The 18,472-nt window shown below is 53.5% G+C and carries 14 protein-coding genes, 1 tRNA gene and 2 rRNA genes (1 of these 17 running past the window's edge); 15 read left to right on the plus strand and 2 right to left on the minus strand.

The annotated features are described in order from the left end of the window. The 4 genes from RMR16_RS13535 to RMR16_RS13550 all read left to right on the plus strand — a co-directional run. Nucleotides 1–2,029 (plus strand): 23S ribosomal RNA (locus RMR16_RS13535); it begins 865 nt to the left of the window's first position. 259 nt (nt 2,030–2,288) lie between these two features. Further along, a 5S ribosomal RNA gene (gene rrf, locus RMR16_RS13540) occupies nt 2,289–2,403 on the plus strand. 305 nt (nt 2,404–2,708) lie between these two features. Further along, nucleotides 2,709–2,785: transfer RNA gene (locus RMR16_RS13545), tRNA-Met, on the plus strand. A 73-nt stretch (nt 2,786–2,858) separates the two neighbouring features. Further along, nucleotides 2,859–3,302, plus strand: a complete 444-nt coding sequence (locus RMR16_RS13550; protein ID WP_320200373.1) for a hypothetical protein — start codon at nt 2,859–2,861, stop codon at nt 3,300–3,302. A gap of 29 nt (nt 3,303–3,331) precedes the next feature. Here the strand turns inward: RMR16_RS13550 and RMR16_RS13555 are convergent, their stop codons facing one another. Next, nucleotides 3,332–4,252 (minus strand): hypothetical protein, encoded by a 921-nt coding sequence (locus RMR16_RS13555; protein WP_320200372.1) that lies wholly within the window; start codon nt 4,250–4,252, stop codon nt 3,332–3,334. Between the two features lie 621 nt (nt 4,253–4,873). Continuing rightward, nucleotides 4,874–5,209, minus strand: a complete 336-nt coding sequence (locus RMR16_RS13560; protein ID WP_320200371.1) for a hypothetical protein — start codon at nt 5,207–5,209, stop codon at nt 4,874–4,876. An 849-nt stretch (nt 5,210–6,058) separates the two neighbouring features. Here RMR16_RS13560 and RMR16_RS13565 point away from each other — a divergent pair. The 11 genes from RMR16_RS13565 (at nt 6,059) to pseF (ending at nt 18,469) form a co-directional block, all read left to right on the plus strand. Next, complete coding sequence (locus RMR16_RS13565) at nt 6,059–7,171, plus strand: hypothetical protein (RefSeq protein WP_320200370.1); 1,113 nt, start codon at nt 6,059–6,061, stop codon at nt 7,169–7,171. A gap of 350 nt (nt 7,172–7,521) precedes the next feature. Then, complete coding sequence (locus RMR16_RS13570) at nt 7,522–8,664, plus strand: hypothetical protein (protein ID WP_320200369.1); 1,143 nt, start codon at nt 7,522–7,524, stop codon at nt 8,662–8,664. Between the two features lie 141 nt (nt 8,665–8,805). Then, nucleotides 8,806–9,309, plus strand: a complete 504-nt coding sequence (locus tag RMR16_RS13575) for a hypothetical protein (RefSeq protein WP_320200368.1) — start codon at nt 8,806–8,808, stop codon at nt 9,307–9,309. Next, nucleotides 9,302–10,690 (plus strand): hypothetical protein, encoded by a 1,389-nt coding sequence (locus RMR16_RS13580; protein WP_320200367.1) that lies wholly within the window; start codon nt 9,302–9,304, stop codon nt 10,688–10,690. Before RMR16_RS13575 ends, RMR16_RS13580 begins: the two co-directional genes overlap by 8 nt. 16 nt (nt 10,691–10,706) lie before the next feature. Beyond that, nucleotides 10,707–11,237, plus strand: coding sequence for an ATP-binding protein (locus RMR16_RS13585; RefSeq protein WP_320200366.1), 531 nt, complete (start codon nt 10,707–10,709; stop codon nt 11,235–11,237). 5 nt (nt 11,238–11,242) lie between these two features. Beyond that, a complete protein-coding gene (locus RMR16_RS13590; protein ID WP_320200365.1) occupies nt 11,243–11,965 on the plus strand; it encodes an ATP-dependent Zn protease in 723 nt (240 codons plus the stop codon). A gap of 179 nt (nt 11,966–12,144) precedes the next feature. Beyond that, nucleotides 12,145–14,109: an acyltransferase family protein gene (locus RMR16_RS13595; RefSeq protein ID WP_320200364.1), complete on the plus strand. Its 1,965-nt coding sequence runs from the start codon at nt 12,145–12,147 to the stop codon at nt 14,107–14,109. Between the two features lie 234 nt (nt 14,110–14,343). Continuing rightward, nucleotides 14,344–15,561 (plus strand): hypothetical protein, encoded by a 1,218-nt coding sequence (locus tag RMR16_RS13600; protein ID WP_320200363.1) that lies wholly within the window; start codon nt 14,344–14,346, stop codon nt 15,559–15,561. Nucleotides 15,562–15,603: 42 nt separating this feature from the next. Further along, complete coding sequence (gene pseB, locus RMR16_RS13605; protein ID WP_320200362.1) at nt 15,604–16,602, plus strand: UDP-N-acetylglucosamine 4,6-dehydratase (inverting); 999 nt, start codon at nt 15,604–15,606, stop codon at nt 16,600–16,602. A 2-nt stretch (nt 16,603–16,604) separates the two neighbouring features. Further along, nucleotides 16,605–17,765 carry a UDP-4-amino-4,6-dideoxy-N-acetyl-beta-L-altrosamine transaminase gene (pseC, locus tag RMR16_RS13610; protein ID WP_320200361.1) on the plus strand — a complete coding sequence of 387 codons (1,161 nt, stop codon included), beginning with the start codon at nt 16,605–16,607 and terminating at the stop codon, nt 17,763–17,765. Then, nucleotides 17,762–18,469, plus strand: a complete 708-nt coding sequence (pseF, locus tag RMR16_RS13615) for a pseudaminic acid cytidylyltransferase (protein WP_320200360.1) — start codon at nt 17,762–17,764, stop codon at nt 18,467–18,469. The genes pseC and pseF overlap by 4 nt, the downstream gene beginning before the upstream one ends. The last annotated feature ends 3 nt before the right edge of the window (nt 18,470–18,472 follow it).

Below are 18,472 nucleotides of genomic sequence, written 5' to 3' on the forward strand. Positions count from 1 at the left end.
TCTGTTGCAATAGATTGGGATGACTTGTGGCTAGGGGTGAAAGGCCAATCAAACTCGGAAATAGCTGGTTCTCCGCGAAAACTATTTAGGTAGTGCGTCGATCGAATACCCTCGGGGGTAGAGCACTGGATGGGCTATGGGGACTCACCGTCTTACTGATCCTAACCAAACTCCGAATACCGAGGAGTACTAATCGGCAGACACACGGCGGGTGCTAACGTCCGTCGTGAAGAGGGCAACAACCCTGACCTCCAGCTAAGGTCCCCAAGTCATGGCTAAGTGGGAAAGGATGTGAGGATCCCAAAACAACCAGGATGTTGGCTTAGAAGCAGCCATCATTTAAAGAAAGCGTAACAGCTCACTGGTCTAAATAAGGGTCTTTGCGCCGAAAATGTAACGGGGCTAAAGCCATGCACCGAAGCTGAGGATAGTACAGTTATAGTGACTGTGCTGTGGTAGCGGAGCGTTCCGTAAGTCTGTGAAGGGGGACCCGTGAGGGCCCCTGGAGATATCGGAAGTGCGAATGTTGACATGAGTAACGATAAAGGGAGTGAGAGACTCCCTCGCCGAAAGACCAAGGGTTCCTGCTTAAAGTTAATCTGAGCAGGGTTAGCCGGCCCCTAAGACGAGGCGGACACGCGTAGTCGATGGGAACCACGTTAATATTCGTGGGCCTGGTGGTAGTGACGGATCTCGTGTGTTGTACATTCTTATTGGATTGAATGTGCGGCGAAGAGGTTCCAGGAAATAGCTCCACCGTATAGACCGTACCCGAAACCGACACAGGTGGTCAGGTAGAGTATACCAAGGCGCTTGAGAGAACTATGTTGAAGGAACTCGGCAAATTGCACGCGTAACTTCGGAAGAAGCGTGACCCTGTCGTACGCAAGTATGTCAGGGTGGCACAGACCAGGGGGTAGCGACTGTTTATCAAAAACACAGGGCTCTGCGAAGTAGCAATACGACGTATAGGGTCTGACGCCTGCCCGGTGCTGGAAGGTTAAAGGGAGGGGTGCAAGCTCTGAACTGAAGCCCCAGTAAACGGCGGCCGTAACTATAACGGTCCTAAGGTAGCGAAATTCCTTGTCGGGTAAGTTCCGACCTGCACGAATGGCGTAACGACTTCCCCGCTGTCTCCAACATAGACTCAGTGAAATTGAATTCCCCGTGAAGATGCGGGGTTCCTGCGGTCAGACGGAAAGACCCCGTGCACCTTTACTATAGCTTTACACTGGCATTCGCCAAGGCATGTGTAGGATAGGTGGTAGGCTTTGAAGCAGGGACGCCAGTTCTTGTGGAGCCATCCTTGAAATACCACCCTTATCTTCGTGGATGTCTAACCGCGGTCCGTTATCCGGATCCGGGACAGTGTATGGTGGGTAGTTTGACTGGGGCGGTCGCCTCCGAAAGAGTAACGGAGGCGCGCGATGGTTAGCTCAGACCGGTCGGAAATCGGTCGTCGAGTGCAATGGCATAAGCTAGCCTGACTGCGAGACTGACAAGTCGAGCAGAGACGAAAGTCGGTCATAGTGATCCGGTGGTCCCGTGTGGAAGGGCCATCGCTCAACGGATAAAAGGTACGCCGGGGATAACAGGCTGATGACCCCCAAGAGTCCATATCGACGGGGTTGTTTGGCACCTCGATGTCGACTCATCGCATCCTGGGGCTGGAGCAGGTCCCAAGGGTATGGCTGTTCGCCATTTAAAGCGGTACGTGAGTTGGGTTCAGAACGTCGTGAGACAGTTCGGTCCCTATCTGCCGTGGGTGTAGGAATATTGACAGGATCTGTCCCTAGTACGAGAGGACCGGGATGGACGTATCTCTGGTGGATCTGTTGTCCTGCCAAGGGCATAGCAGAGTAGCTATATACGGAATGGATAACCGCTGAAGGCATCTAAGCGGGAAACCAACCTGAAAACGAGTGTTCCCTATCAGAGCCGTGGAAGACGACCACGTTGATAGGACGGGTGTGGAAGCATGGCAACATGTGAAGCTTACCGTTACTAATAGCTCGATCGACTTCTTCGTTCCCATTGATTATGTTCATCTTCATCGAAGATGAAGATGAGACTTCTGTCCTCACGCGCCAAAGGCGCTGCGGACGGCGCGCCAAACGATTGGCGACGGACTATCGTCCTGTAGGACGCCCCGCTCACACTGCAGCAAGGGTGAAATACGGATAGGTCAAGTGAGACGTGTATTAAGACAAAAAAGAACCTCGTGTTCTCCAGCTTCTCGAAACAACAGTTTCCATGCCAAAACATGGACATATGTTGCGTTTTGCCGACCTGGTGGTTATTGCGGGGCGGCTGCACCCGTTCCCATTCCGAACACGGCCGTGAAACGCCCCAGCGCCAATGGTACTCCGTCTTAAGACGCGGGAGAGTAGGTCGCTGCCAGGTCTGCAAAACGCAACGTAAAACAACAAAAACATCTTCTCATCACATACCTCGGCCCAGCCGATACCAAGGGCCGCTATCAAGCGGCCTTTTGCTTTTGAAATGAAATGCAGTGCGTCCTTACTCGAGACAAATCGCTTCGCAATTTGCTCGGCAACAGGCATAAATCCTAAAGGATTTACGCAAACGGTATTTTGCCGTCGGCAAAAACCGGAAAAGACGACATTTTGCTAACGCAAAAGTCGGTAGAGGCGCAAACAAAAAGTGTTTGCTCTGGCGCGACAAGTTCTTCGAACTTGCGCTGGTAACGCGGGGTGGAGCAGCCCGGTAGCTCGTCAGGCTCATAACCTGAAGGCCGCAGGTTCAAATCCTGCCCCCGCAACCACTGAAACTTGTAAATTCGACCATTCCAGATATTTACGTTCAAGCTCCTCACCATACTGGTCGAGGAGCTTTTTGTGTTTGGCCTCCGTGTCGATCTCGCCAGACCCGATTCGCGCCATGAAATCGTTGCCTGCTGCGGCAAGGAACTGTTGCTCCATCAGATCGAGAACCTCCATGGATGCCATGATGGTGGCTGCATCGGAATAGGTCGCAGCCAGCTTCCAGCCTTGGCGCTCGACAAAGGACTTGCCGAGTTCGATCTGGGTCTCGATCGAGACCTCGTGCTGGCGGTCGGTGGAGTAGCGGGCATAAAACAGAACGTTCTTCGTCATGTGTTGAATTCCATCTTCAATATTGTGATTGTGGAGACTGGCCGATGTGGTCGGCCAGTCTGGTGCGGTCTGCTCGACCGTGAGGCGACGAATTGGGCACATGGTAGCCTGGCACGGGCTGCTTGGGACAGGGCGAGCCGCCAAGCCATCATGGCTCGGCGGCAGAGCAAAAGGTCGCGGCAATAATTGCCGCGACGACACCTGCTTGCTCGGAGCTATTCGCCCATCGCTTTGCGGTAGCTCGCGGCTTCGTCCGTGTCGCCACGAAGACGATGATCGGAATGTGGCCTCAAAATAGAGTCCTCGACACTGTCGCGGCTACCCAGCCAGTACCAGCCACTCCCGTCGTGACGAATGATGAAGACTTCGCTCGGCGTGATCTTGACGCGGACCGCTCCTGTCTCAGCCTTGATCGCCTCACGAAAAAGCTGATCCAGTTTGCCCCTTGGACTAGCCTTGCGCACCGGCTTTCTTGAAGCGATCGGCGAGGGTGCAATGCGAGTCGTCACGACGAAGACACGGTGCACTTTCTTGCGGCGGCCTTCTGCATCGTCGATATCAACAACGATGCCGCGGCTGGAGACGTCGCAGAAAACGCCACCGCTTACTGCGACGTAATAATTGCTGATCGAAAGCACGCAGGGATGATCGCGCTCTTTGCCGGTGCGAGCCTTCAAATAGGCCGCGAGCGTTGGCTGATCACGCAGCCAGCGCCACTCTCCGGTATACCCGAGCAGGTACAATGCCTTCTCGATCTCGCTATAAAGCACCCACTTGATCTGCGGAGTGTAGGAGAGATCAGGCCAGGATGCGCCAAAACGCACCTGACGAATGGCATCATTCACCTGGGATAGGGGTACGCCAGCAATCGAGGCGATGACATCTGGTCCGGAATACAAGCGGGACTTCGTGTCGTTGACAGCGTCGTGGAGATAGCGCTTCTTGACCAATCCTGCAGCAATTGCGGTATTCGTCGCCGCCGGTTTTACCGTGGCGATTGCGCTCTGAGCGGACTGCGAGTTGCTGAGGCGTGCAGCACTCGCCTTGTCCACGGGGAACACCAGAATGTTCTGGCGATCGTCTTTAGAACGGGCGAGCTTGCAGGTCTCTTCCTGCGAGGGAGGGGTATGCGACATGGTGGCTCCTTTCATGAGCAGATCTTCGTCGTCGTCGACGGAGATCTGCCCGAAGGGCACGATCGCGCATGCGGCCGGTGGAGATCCGAACAAAGGCGGCGCTGCACTCAATGTCACCTAACGGTAGGAGCACGAACTCAGCATGATGGTAATGGGTCATGGGCGCCTCCTTTCCGTTCGGGACTGGCCTGGGTTGAACACTTGCTGTTGCTTCCAAAGCATGTTCTACGACGCTCTGCAAGTGACTGTAATTGTTGACATTGATCACTCGTTTCGCGCTAACTCAGAGCAATTCCCAAAATGAGACACGGCTTCGCGTTGAGAACTTACGGATTGACGCCCATCGGCCACGAGAGGTAACGGGTTATCAACCATTAAGTTAAAGCGTCGCTGTGCTCTTAATGCAACAGAATCGACTTGAGGTGGAATACCGTATCTCGAAGGTGCGTCTCAGGTGAAAACCGACCAGCGTAAAATCCTCTGGAAATCCGATTCAGAATCGAACGGCGTTTTAAGAAGTAATGGGGGGAGATGCCGTAAAATGGGCAAACGCCGTTAGGCGTGGATTGCCATCGAATGATGGATGGCGGGGGGCGCAATCAGGAAAGGCAGGGATCCGCTTCACGTGTCCCGATCGGCATCGTCAGAATAGAGCAGGTGAACCTTGCGACGAAACGGCTGGCCGCCTTTGCTGTATTTGTGGACGAGTTCGTCGAGCACGACCTCGCTCTCGCGGGTGTCGAAACCCTGCTCGGCTAGCATGGAGACGATCCGGTCCTGAAACTCCTCCAGCACCTGAGACATCCCCTTGGCCGACATGTTGGAAATCATCCAGTAAAGCGCGACGCGCGCGATGTCGTCACGGCCTGGTCTCTTTGCCTTGCGATCCGCGTCACGCAACATCTGCTGCCGCTTGCGCTGTTCACTGTTACGCGCTTCCTCTGGCTTTCTTGGCATGATGTCTCTCTCCCCGACCGACATGCCACGCATGTCAGATGTCAGCATGACCTGCAACGCCGTTTGCGCTGGAATCGCAAATCCCGGTTTATGAATCGTTTTTACAGAGTTGTGAATCATCGATACGCAATTTGAGACGAGTTGCAGGCAAGTTGAAGCAAGTCGAGATGAGGTGTTGGAAGCAAACGCCGTTTGCAGAATCGCAGATTCATCCTACTGAATCAGAAATCCAGAACTGAGAATCGAATGAGCGCAATTTGCCTCGACGTGCGGGCAACCTGGATCGATGGATCGCGATCTGATCAGACTTGCGAGCTAGTGATGGAAATCACGCCGCATCGATGTTGTCTGCGGCGGGGCCACTGTTCAGCATTGCTCGGACCAAAGCCGTAAGATGACCTTCCAAGCGTTCGTCGCGAGTGGTCGTTTGCGTTTCTGGTACAAGATTGGGTGCTCCGAGGAGGTGTATTGGGGTGCCTCAAAAGAGAAGAGTACGTTACTTCAACGAGGCTGGCGGCTTCCGGACTATACGTAGGAGCGGCCTAAAATGCGCCGATGTTCGAATTTTTGAGGATTGCGCGCCAAATTTATGCTGGGTTTACGCAGGTTATGATAGATTAGAATCCTGAAATTATTTGAAATTGCAGCAAGGAAATAATTATATTGACTTAGATCGAAATATTACAAAAATAATTACTATGTCACTAACGTCATAATGATTGATTAAATTAATTATATACGTTGATGAGGAAATGCCTGCGTTTTGTTGTTTCCAATTTCTGCAGTAAAATATGTGTATCCGGTCATTTAGACTGATCGGATGCCCGCAGCAACAACTGGAGACATAAAATGACCTCAACTCAGGAAATCAAGACTGCCGCCGCTTCTTCTGCCGCTTTTTATGCGGATATGGACATCCCGACCGCCGTATATACAAAGCTGGAGGACACCGCGTCCCGCATCCATGAGCTTGGCCGCCGCACGACGGAACAGACCTTCGAACTTGGCGATCACCTGGCGCAAGTGGCCGCGATCCTGCCTGAGGGTACGTTCAACAGGTGGGTCGATATCCGCTGTAACCTGAAAGCCCGCAGCGCCCGCAATTACATGGCGGTGTTCCGCAACCTCGGGTTCTGCCGTGATGAACTGGTTGATCTTTCGGTTGGATCGACCGTGCTGTTCCACCTGTCATCAGCGACTGAGGATCGGATCGTCGAGGCGATCGCTTTCGCAAATGAGGCCGGCCGTCTAAAGGTTGCCGATGTGAAGACGATCATGGCCAGTACCAACGAGGACGAAGACGACGGGAAACGGAATGATCAGTTCTCGGTCGGCGGCTTGACCGGGCTGAAGGCTCTGATCGCGCTCAAGAGCCGCGAGGGTCTGAAAGTGTTCATCGACGATATCGTGGCAATCTGCCGGGCAATCGAAGAGGCCCTGTCGCAGAAACGCGTCATCAAAGAGGCGCTTGCCAAGGAGGTTCAGGACCTTTCCCGTGTTGCCCGGCTCGAACTGACGAACCTGGCGCTGTTTGTCGAGACGGAAACTGAGTTGCGTTGCAACGCACGCGCAATGACGTTCCCGAAGTCGAGCGAATGGGCGCGGGTCCATGACATCCTCTATAAACTGGGAGGTGTTGAGCAGTGGCCGAAGTCGGGCGGTATGCGGGACTGGTTGCAGCTTGAAGTCCTGCCGGTCTTGCTCTGGGTGGTCTCGAAGGAACGCAAACCAAAGTGGCCGCTGGAAAGACCAACGGCTGCAGTTGCGAGCGAACGGGCGGAGATCTCTTATCTTAGCGAGGGCGCTCCGGATGGGGTGGACGAGGGTGCCGAACCGACGGCGATCCTTGCGCAGATCAATATCGTGCCGCCACTCGCCCACGAGGTCGAACACGACCCAAGCGACGAGATCGATGTCAACCTATCAGAAGAAGTGGAACTGCCAACTGCCGTAATGGCATGAACTCCACCGGATGGCGGCTTGCGCCTTCCAGTCAACATTCGAGAGGGCCGCTTGTCGGCCCTTTCTTTTTGCCCGCATCTAGCGGCTGAATTGAGTTGGCGCGGCGACCGCGAAAATCCTCAAAGGCGGATTTGCAGATCGACGTGGCGAAGGCGCGATCGTCAATCGTGAGCCTGCTGTTAACCTTGTACCGGCTTTGTTCTTTTTTGTTGTTTTGGGACCTTGAACCCGAGCGCCGGTCCTGCCAGGTTTAAGGGCGTTCCAGATGACTGGGACAAAACGGCCCAAGCCGATGCTGCAAACATCGACAAGGGCCTGACCCTCATGCCTTCGCGAAAAGGAATCGGGCTATGACCACGTTTACATCCATCCCCTCGACCGGGGAAGTTCTTCGTTCGACCTCCCACATGAACGCCAACGGCAGCGTGCCTTCTCTGGCTCCGTCCACCGGGTCACGTCATCGCCCCCACGGCTACGGCCGGGACACGATCTCTACCATGCACGCCGTTCCCGAACCTGCCGCACTGCGCCGTCATCCGCACCTGGTTCGCTTTGCCGATGTCGCTGATGATCTCGATCTGCTGATTGATCGCGCCATCGCCGCAATCGCCGATGGCGAGCCTGTCGAGGACGAGATCCTTGGCCACTACGTTCACATCGCCTCGCTCGTTCGCGCCGTATCGTTCCGGGAGGGCAAGCTTCTGGAACAGGCCGTCGAGCGCCTGGCCAAGACCAATTCCAACATCACCGTTCTGACCCAGTCCCTGAAATTGCCTCTGGTAAAAGCCGCCATGGAAGCTGTGTCTGGAAACGACTGGTCGTCACTCGACGGCATCAAGCTTGATTGCGAGGCACCAGCCAAGGGAAGCTACACGCCGGACCTGATCATCGTGAACCGCATCCGGCACACCGCCTACATTCTTGACCTGAAGCGCTCGCTGGCCTCTTACGGCGACACCAGCCGTCTCGAAGAGTTGAAGATGAAGATGATGGCTTCCGCAATGGTTCTGCCCGACTGGCTCTACAAGCATCACAAGCGTCTGATGGTCGACACGGTTGAAGTGGCTATCGTTGATGGTGCCAGCCGCCCGAGCAACCATGCCAATGGGGTATGGGCTTTGTCAGAGATCGACGACCTGCTTGAAATCGACGGTGTCGCGGCCTGCATGGCACAGTTGCGTCTGCGTTTTGGTCGCAAAGTCCAGCAGCTTCTTGAGGCAGAGGCACGCAAGGCGATTGGTATCCGCGACCAGCCCGTGTCCCTCGTGCCAACCGGGATGGCCTCTTCGTATCCGGCCATCCGTTCTCGCATCGATCTCAGCGGTTCGAGTAGGTCCCATAGTGTGGTCTCGCAGGACGAGGATCGCGGTTCTGACGATGTTGGCCCCGATTCCATCGACCGGCTCAATTGCGGCCAGGATGATGATCACGAAGACGGATCGAAACCGACCTACATCCGGGTTGGCTTTGCTCGCCGTCCTGTGGCGCACTGATCCCCTGACATCGTCCGCCGCTTCCTGACGCTTGTCTTCGAGCAGCGGGCAAGGGCTGCCACGGCCTGGAGCCGTGAGTTCCTACCATTCCTTTATCTGTCACTGGCGCCGGACCGATTGCTGTCTGGCCAAGGAGCCGTCATGTCTTCCGACACTCATTCGGATGTGCCCGCGCGTGTGCGCTGCGAGCCAATCTCGTCCTCTCTCTCCTCGACCCTTAGTCGCCGTTACACCGTTGGTGCCATCCTCAATTCTTTCGAATCCGGTCGTGTCCAGATGCTTGCCGATGATCCGGCTCTGCTCATCGGACTGGCACTGTGCCATGTGAGACAGCAGGGCGGGATGGTTGGTACCCTTCCGGATACGATCATGAGCCGATTGCAGGAACATGCCGCGCACGGTGATCCGACCTGCTGCCTGGTGATGGACTGGCTCGTGCGACGCAACGGCGATGTTGCCGACCCGTACGCGCCGGATGCCACCCACACGCATTCTAGCGAGGTCCGGCTTGGCCGCCGCCTCATCAAGGAGCGTCGACAGGCAGGGCCGGGTAGCCTGCAACGCCGCAAGCCGTCGAGAGACGGGTCATTGGATACCGAAGCGGCAATTATTGCCGCACTGAGGGAGGGTGAATCCGATGAATAAGCTGTCACGTCTGTTCGTTCGTCGCCTTGAACGCATTGCCCGGCGTGAGGCTCGCCGCAATGCGCATATCAATGGATTGCTGGACGTAAAGATCGTTGAGATCGGCGGGCATGTGCTGCGTCGTTACGTACCGGCCTTTGATACCACGCGTTTCTCCGGTAATCCGGAAAGAGACCTTGCATGGCTGCGCCGGAATTTTGGCGGCTATCTCATGCCGCCTCCGCCCGCGTCCGACATTGTCGTCACCGAAACCAAGCCGCTGGCATCGATCCTGCCGTTTCTGCTACCACCAAAGCAGGCGGCCAGCTACCAGCCAGCGTTGGATATGGATCATGCACGCCGTGCCTATGCGGTCGGTCTCGTCGGACGTGCTGGCAGGCCACCGCTGGTCAGTAATATCGTTGCAGCCCTCGTCCTGTCACGTGCAATCGAAAACAGTCGCATGCCGTTTTCCAGGATTGCGCGTGCTGCCGTCATGACGGCCCCGGTCGTATCTCTGCAAGCACCTATCGCAGGCTTCGAACAGGCGATGCGGCGGCTGATCGAGACACAGGGCTTTATTCCCGGCGGTGCGCTTAACGGCATTGATGGCGAATATGTCTTCGATGACGGTGTTTTTGACGGAAGCGCGCAATCGTCCCGGATCTATGTTCAGTTCATGGGGCAGAGCGTCCATCGCCTGACGGCATCCGCATTGCAGCGGCGCCTGGTCAATGCGTTGACGCGAGATTATCCGGTCGTGGCGATTGCCGAACGTGCCGACCAAATCCCGTCCGACATCAACATTGCCGCCGACATCGATCTTACCTCCGGCTGGCTCGACTACCCCTTCATCAGCGCCATGATCGAAACGGTGCATGGTGCCAGTGGGCTTGAGGCACTGCAGCAGTGGGTGAAGGCATACGACGCGCATTATCTGACGATCGATGATGTCGTGCTCGCCTTCCGGCCGGGACGCAGCGCAGGTGAGGTGATTGCTGTCTTGGCCTCGCTGACAGAACGCAATCGCATTGCTGCCCGGGACGGCGATGACGACGATGATGAGACGTCTTCAGGGCATGAAAAGAAGGCGTCGAAGTCGAAGGACTCCACCGGTTCGGACAAGGCCAATGAAAACGGTGGCAAGTGGAAGCGTGACAAGCCGTCGGGTGCTGAGGTTATCCAGCCGCAGCCACGGGAGTCAGGCGAAGGCGATCGACCGGCGCTCGCTGTTGAGACGCCGTCCGGATACGGCAAGGCCAGTACCTGGGCATTGGATCTCAAGGCGGATCTGGTTGACTATCTGGCAGGCACGCTTGCGTGGTCTGATATGAGTGTAAAGTTGCTGCTGTCAGGGCCGCCCGGCACCGGCAAAACGACCTTTGCAAAAGGCGCTGTGTAATTCCCTGCAGGTCCCGTTGGTCGTCACGTCCGTTTCCACATGGCTGCAGGGCGGGCATCTCAATGATGTCATCGACAAGATGGCAAAGACCTTTGCCGAGGCCCGTGCATTAGCGCCGTCCATCCTGTTCATTGATGAGATCGACGGCATCGGCAAACGTCAACCAGCCGAACGGGAGTATGCTGGCTACTGGAATGCGGTCGTCAACAAGGCGTTGGAATTGCTGGATGGTGCTGTGAAAAGCGAGGGTCTGATCATCGTCGGTGCGACGAACCGGCCTGAACAGATCGACGATGCCATCAAGCGGTCTGGGCGGCTGGAAACGCACATTGAAATCCCGCGGCCTGACATTGCCACGCTTGCGGACATCTTTGCCCATCACCTCGGCAGCGATATGGAGGGTCTGACCGTCACGTCCAAAAATGACCCCGCCAACGTCGAAGCTCGACCAGATCGGAGTGTCGACGCCAACCACGTCGAGGGCGCGCGGGAAGATAGCCGGGACCGCGACGATGCAGATCCAAACCTGCCAACCGAGGGAGTTTGACCAATATGGAAACCAACACCAACAGCGCCAGCAATCCCATCCTGAAACGTCTGGCAACACGTGCCATGGGGCTGACGGGCGCTGACATCGAGCGCATCGTTCGCCAGGCACGCCTCAAAGCCCGACGTGAAAAGCGGGCTCTGCGGTTCGAGGATCTGGAGGCTGGTATCCGGATGGATCGCCCCGCCGTCCCATACGATTTACGCTGGCGTTTTGCCGTTCACGAGGCGGGCCACGCTATCGTTCATCATATTCTAAAGCTTGGACCGATCCATGGTATCAACATCGATACGGCAAACGGCGGTTACAGCCAGCTTGGCTTCACAGCTTCCGGCAGCGATACGCTCGGATATCTCGAGGATATGCTGGCCATGCTGATGGCTGGTCGGGCCGCCGAGCAGATCGTCGTCGGCAGGGTGTCGTCAGGGTCGGGCGGCAGTGATGACAGCGACTTTGCCCGCGCCACCAAGCTCGCTGTTGCCATGGAGCGGACGTTGGGTTTTGCCGCAGTTCATCCGCTTTTGTATCGCCACGACAAGGACCAGGGATGCGTTCTCGACGGGAATCCGGATCTTTCTGCGCGGGTTTATGCGCGGTTGGAGACGGCGCTGGCCAGGGCACAGGAAATCCTGCGGCAGAACAGTAGTGACCTCGATGCGCTTATTGGAGAGTTGTTCAAGATGCAATCGATCAGTGAGGAGGATGTAAGCAGAATTATCACGAAATAAGTAATTATGAATTTCCGATCTTGGCGTAGTAAAGGAGAATATACAATCCATACGATGTCAAAAAAGTTTACGAAGCAGCAATCTCCGTATAATGAGAAGCCCAGTTGTACGGTCGAACGTTGATTGACAGATTGAGTTCCCACGTAGCCGTCAAACTTGATAATATCCAGAGGTTGTAGATGGAATACAGGCGCGAGATTGACGGCTTACGTGCGCTTGCCGTTGTACCTGTCGTGCTGTTTCACGCGCACTTTACCTTTCTACCCGGAGGATTTGCCGGAGTAGACGTTTTCTTTGTAATCAGCGGCTTCTTAATTACCTCCATATTTTGTCGAGACCCGCGTTGGCCTAGCGTAGATCTAATATCTTTCTATGAACGGCGAATGCGGAGAGTGGCTCCAGCGCTATTGTTTATTATTGCTGCCATATTGCCGATCGCATGGCTTTGGATGCTTCCTCAAGAGTTGAATAATTTCGGAAAAAGCATCTACTCGGTTATCCTTTTTTTCTCAAACTTCCTGTTCTGGCAAGAGACTGGCTATTTTTCGCCCGCCAATGAGCTTAAACCACTACTTCATACTTGGTCATTAGCCTTAGAAGAACAATTTTATATTATATTCCCAATTTTGCTGTTGCTCACTCGTAGGTGGAAGAGGCCAAATCAGATTGGTTCCCTAATTTTTTTGAGTGTTCTAAGCCTTTTGTTGACGCAGATAGTGCCGCTATACGATCCTGTAGCCAATTTTTATCTCCTGCCTACACGTTTTTGGGAAATAGGCGCAGGATGCACGCTTGCACTTTTGCAACTTGATAGAAAACCATCCTGGCAATGCTTTGGCGGCCTTGCAGCAATATTAGGGCTCTGTTTAATAATTGGCTCCTACGTCTTCGTGACAGAGTCAGATTGGTACCCAGGCTGGCGAACCGTGCCAGTGGTTTTAGGAACATTGTTAATTTTGGCGTTCGCTGGCCCTCAGAACCTTGTGGGGCGTTTTCTCGGCATTCGTCCATTGGTATTCATGGGACTGATAAGCTACAGCTTTTACCTCTGGCACCAGCCGCTTTTTGCGTTATGGGGGCTGAGAGATTTTGACGGCATAACCAAGTCAGAATATGCGGCATTGATTGCGCTCGCATTCCTTTTGTCGATTGCAACCTATAGATTTATTGAGCGTCCGTTTCGCGATCGGCGATTCCTTACAACACGGTTTGCGATACCAATGCTTTTTGTTGTGGCCCTGTTTCTCGGCGCCATCGGTGGGGTCGGAGATTACACCAATGGTTTTGCCGCCATGAGACCTGATGTTGTCGCGGCCAATGCACGTGCACAGGGTCTTGGAAGTGGGTGCGAAGATCGTCTTATCGGAGAATGCACAACAGCGCCAAATCCCGAGATAGCTGTCTGGGGAGATTCGTTCGCTCGTCACCTTATCAATGGGATAATGGGGTCACATGATGGCGTCCGATTGGTTCAACTGACCAAAAGCAAGTGCGCGCCGTTTTTGGGAATGTCATGGGATCCTTCAGGCGAGTCGCAGTCGTGGGCGTCAGGCTGTCTGAAGCACAATGCAGAGATTATGTCTTACATCGCCAACAAACCATCTATTAGATTCGTAGTGATTTCCTCTCCTTTCATAAACTCCATCATTGCTCCACATGTCCTCAAGAGCGACGGAACGCGCGTGTCTGGCGGATATGATTTGATCCTACAGGAACTTACGAGGACTTTGGATCAGATCGCCTCAAATGGCGCCCAACCAGTCATTTTTGCACCTCCACCCAGAGATGGCAATGATCACGGCATCTGTGTCGCACGAACCGTCGCGATCGGTATCGCTGCCACTCCATGCAATATATGGTTGCATGACACTCTTGAATATGACCGACTGGTAACTCGGCTAATGCATGACATATCTGAGCTTTATCCTGTCGTGAGTTTACGTTCTTTTCTATGTGGTGGATCTTTCTGCTCTGTTGTGGATGCTGGTGTGCCCCTCTACGAAAATGATGGGCATTTATCTGAAAACGGTTCATTGCATCTTGGGAAGACCCTCAAATTCTACGATGCGATTAGCGTGGCAGGCACAACTGGTTGTTCCGAGGAAGCTGGTGACAGGCCGCATGGTATCTGCGAACTCAGGTAAAGTGGCGCAACGAAATCCTCTGCCTCCGCAGACCGTATTAAATCAGATTTTACTAATCTAAAGTCGTAGGACTAAATGATTTCGCTAATGGCACACTTTTAAAATTCTTCATTAATGCACGGGTTGAACGTACGGCTCGTTATTACGGCGCCGTATCGTTCGACTAAGCGAGTTGACTTCAATCCCAACAGAGCTTTTAACATCGGCGTAATTTGTCAAACCTCGCGAGCAACTATGGACTTTTCTAATTATCTGCCATTCGATCATGAATTCAAAAAAAAATTCGATTGGTTATATGACGAATACCCATACGCACTGATGCTTTTTGAGAAACAGCTCAGGAATGCAGAGGGAGGATACGAAGATCTCGCGAAGCAAAATGCACGTGGTGCCAGCAGACTAAGTCTCCGCAGAATGTTGCAAGTTTCATATGCTTTGTGGCGGATGCCGGTAAGCAACTCGCCGCAATACTACCTCAGCCTGGAACGCTTCGATTGTCTTCAAAGTGGACTGAAAGAGACAGCACACTTGTTGGGGTTGCAACTGCTGACAGACAACAAAAACCTCAACAAAGTTGCTACATTCGGTACCGCTTATCCAAGATTCATGCGGATCGTTCGCAAGCACGGTTTTATACATGCACTTGAAGACCGAAAACTCCTAGCAAAGCTTGAGCAACAATCACGAAAGAACTTTGAGAAGGTAAAATCATTTCTCATCAAGGCAAATGTGAGGTTGTTCATAGCCGATGGCGACACACTTCCTCACGCTAGATTCTACTGTCGCGCTGCTCGCGAGATTGGTGCGCCTTACATAGTTTTTTCTCATGGATACGTTCAAGATCGACAGTTGTTGAGCATCGCCCCGATCTACGCTGACTATCACATTACATGGACCGAACAGCAACGTAATGACCTAGCTTCTGCTATCGATTCCAGCGACGCTCGAAAGGTACTTTTTTTTGGATATCCGAAAGCTTATTTTCCATCTGAACCAGTCGAAAACCTTGCTCTGATCGCCTGGAACAGTCTTGTTGATTCCGACAGAGATGCCGAAATGTCCGCTATCACTTCGTTGGTAAAACGAGCTCGATCAGAAGGCTATGATATTCGCCTTCGCCTTCACCCTAAAGACAAAAAGGACAAATCACTGATGCGTCAGTGTCAGCAGCTTGATCTGCAAATATCCAAAAATGCATTGAATGTCGACATTCGCGATGCAGAACTCGTTTTGGGCTCGTATTCGAGTGTTATGATCGAAGCGGCAATGAGTGGCAAGAAAGTCTTACAGCTTGCCGAATGTTCAGAATATACGTTTGAAAACGTACCGCTCTTGCAAGCGAATGAAAGCATTCGTCAGGCTCTTAAACATACCGCGCAACATGCCCGGCCGCAGCTCTTCGACCACAAGAAATTCGAACAGTTCCTTCGAAGTGTTTTGACTTATCCTTGACCCCGTGTATACCACCGTGAATTCTGAAATTCAGGTCGTCTCATGCTTCAAGATTCAACAATACTCGTGACTGGTGGTACAGGCTCGTTTGGAAATAGCTTTGTTCCTATGACGCTTGCGAGGTATAATCCTCGTAAAATCATCATTTTTTCGCGAGACGAGATGAAGCAATGGGAGATGGCGAAGAAATTCGGCGGCGACGATAGGGTAAGGTTCTTTATCGGCGATGTAAGAGATAAAGATCGTCTCTATCGCGCGCTTGATGGTGTAGATTTTGTCGTACACGCTGCGGCTACAAAGATTGTGCCGACAGCAGAATACAACCCATTTGAATGCGTTAAAACAAATATTAATGGTGCAATGAATCTGATCGATGCTTGCATCGACAAAGGTGTAAAACGCGTTGTCGCGCTGTCAACGGACAAAGCAAGCAGTCCGATCAACCTGTATGGTGCGACAAAGTTAGCCTCCGATAAATTATTTGTCGCTGGTAATTCATACAGCGGGAGCCATGCGACCCGGTTCTCTGTCGTACGTTACGGAAACGTCATGGGCTCACGTGGCTCCGTCATCCCGTTCTTTCTCTCAATCAGGTCAAAGGGCGTCTTGCCAATTACAGACGATCGTATGACCCGTTTCATGATTTCGCTTGAAGAGGGCGTCAACCTCGTCTGGCATGCGTTCGAGGACATGGAGGGCGGCGAAATCTATATTAAGAAGATTCCGTCGATGAAGGTAACGGATCTTGCTCGAGTCCTCGCCCCTGAAGCCAGGCAAGACTTCATTGGCATTCGGCCAGGCGAGAAGCTTCACGAGCAGATGATAAGTGCTGAAGATTCCTACTACACATACGAATATGCCGACCACTTCAAGATCCTCCCGGCAATCTATGATTGGGCAGAGTCTGCGGAACGCATCAAGCAAGGTAAAAAGGTCGAGCCAGGGTTCGTCTATTCCAGCGACACCAATAGTGAGTGGATGACGGACGCAGATATGGCGAGGTGGCTTGAGGCGAATGAGGAAAAGATAGGGAGCTTCTGATTTTGATCCCCTATGGACGGCAAGACATCACAGAGGCCGATGTCAACGCGGTGATCGATGTTCTTCGCTCTGATTTCCTAACGCAGGGACCAATCGTTCCTCGCTTCGAAACAGTGGTATCCGGACATGTTGGCGCGAACTATGGCGTTGCTGTCAACAGTGCAACATCGGCACTGCACATCGCCTGCCTAGCGCTTGGTGTAGGGCCGGGAGATTGGGTCTGGACCAGCCCCATAACTTTCGTCGCGTCCTCCAACAGTGCACTATATTGCGGAGCAAAAGTCGATTTCGTAGATGTCGATCCAAGAACCTACAATCTCTGTGCCGATGCGCTTGAGGCAAAGCTGCGTATAGCTGAATCCGATGGACGGCTGCCAAAGGTCGTGATCGCAGTTCATTTATGTGGTCAGGCGTGCGACATGCGTTCCATCCACGCGCTGGCGCATAAGTATGGCTTCAAGATCATTGAGGATGCCTCACATGCTGTGGGTGCAAAATATCTCGGCGAATATGTTGGAAGCAGCAACTATAGCGACATCACGGTCTTCAGCTTTCACCCTGTCAAAATCGTAACGACAGCAGAAGGCGGTATGGCGGTAACCAATGACGCATCTCTCGCTGAAAGGATGAGCCTCTTTCGCAGTCACGGTGTCACGCGCGATCCGGACCTTATGACGAAAGAGACCGAAGGTGCTTGGTACTACCAGCAGATTGAGCTGGGCTACAATTACAGGATGACAGAAATTCAAGCCGCGCTAGGTATCAGCCAGATGACTCGCCTTGACGAGTATGTATCGGTGCGTCAAGCGCTAGCCAAGCGATATGACGATCTTCTGGATGAGCTACCTTTGATCCTACCTTGGCAGCACCCTGATACCTATTCAGCCTATCATATTTATCCGGTGCGCCTCAAGCTGGACCAGATTGCTCGCGGCCGACGACAAGTTTTCGACTTGTTGCGCGAGGCCGGTATCGGTGTCAATGTGCACTACATACCGGTTCACCTTCAGCCCTATTATATTCGAATGGGGTTCAAACCTGGCGACTTCCCGGAGGCAGAAAAATACTATGCCGAGGGGATTACTCTGCCTCTCTACCCTACGATGGGAACGCAGGGCCAGGATCAGGTGATCCAAAGCGTAACGCAGGCACTTAACCGATGAGGCTGGCTGTCATACCAGCGCGCGGCGGAAGCAAGCGCATTCCGCGAAAGAACATCAAGCCTTTCGCCGGAAAACCCATGATCGCATGGTCGATCGAGGGTGCACTCAAAAGTGGCTGCTTCGACAGGATCATCGTCTCGACCGATGACGCGGAAATTGCCGATTTTGCGCGTAGCGCGGGCGCGGAAACGCCCTTCATCAGACCCTCTTCTCTTTCAGATGATCATACCGGAACCGTTCCCGTCGTTGCTCATGCAATCGAATGGGCGATGGAAAGCGGTGTGTGCGTCGAGGAAATCTGCTGCATCTATGCCACCGCGCCGTTTATACAACCGAGCGATATCAGACAGGCGCTGGATCGTCTCTTAACGCACAGCAGCGACTACGTTTTTCCCGTCGTGAGCTACCCTGCTCCAGTGCAACGCGCGATAAAGATCGACTCTGATGGCAGAGCTGCGATGTTCAATCCGAAACTGTATGGTACGCGCTCGCAGGATCTCGAGGAGGCCTATTATGACGCAGGGCAATTCTATTGGGGTACCAGAGAGGCGTGGCTGAAGAGCCAGCCGATATTCTCTTCCGGGGCGATGCCGCTTGTGGTACCTCGTTATCGCGTTCAGGATATCGATACCGAAGAAGATTGGCGTTACGCGGAAATCATGTTCGACCTTTTAAGCAGTCTCGCACCACAGGATACGGAATAAGAC

It is taken from the genome of Agrobacterium sp. rho-13.3, from assembly GCF_033957765.2.
GTDB lineage: Bacteria > Pseudomonadota > Alphaproteobacteria > Rhizobiales > Rhizobiaceae > Agrobacterium.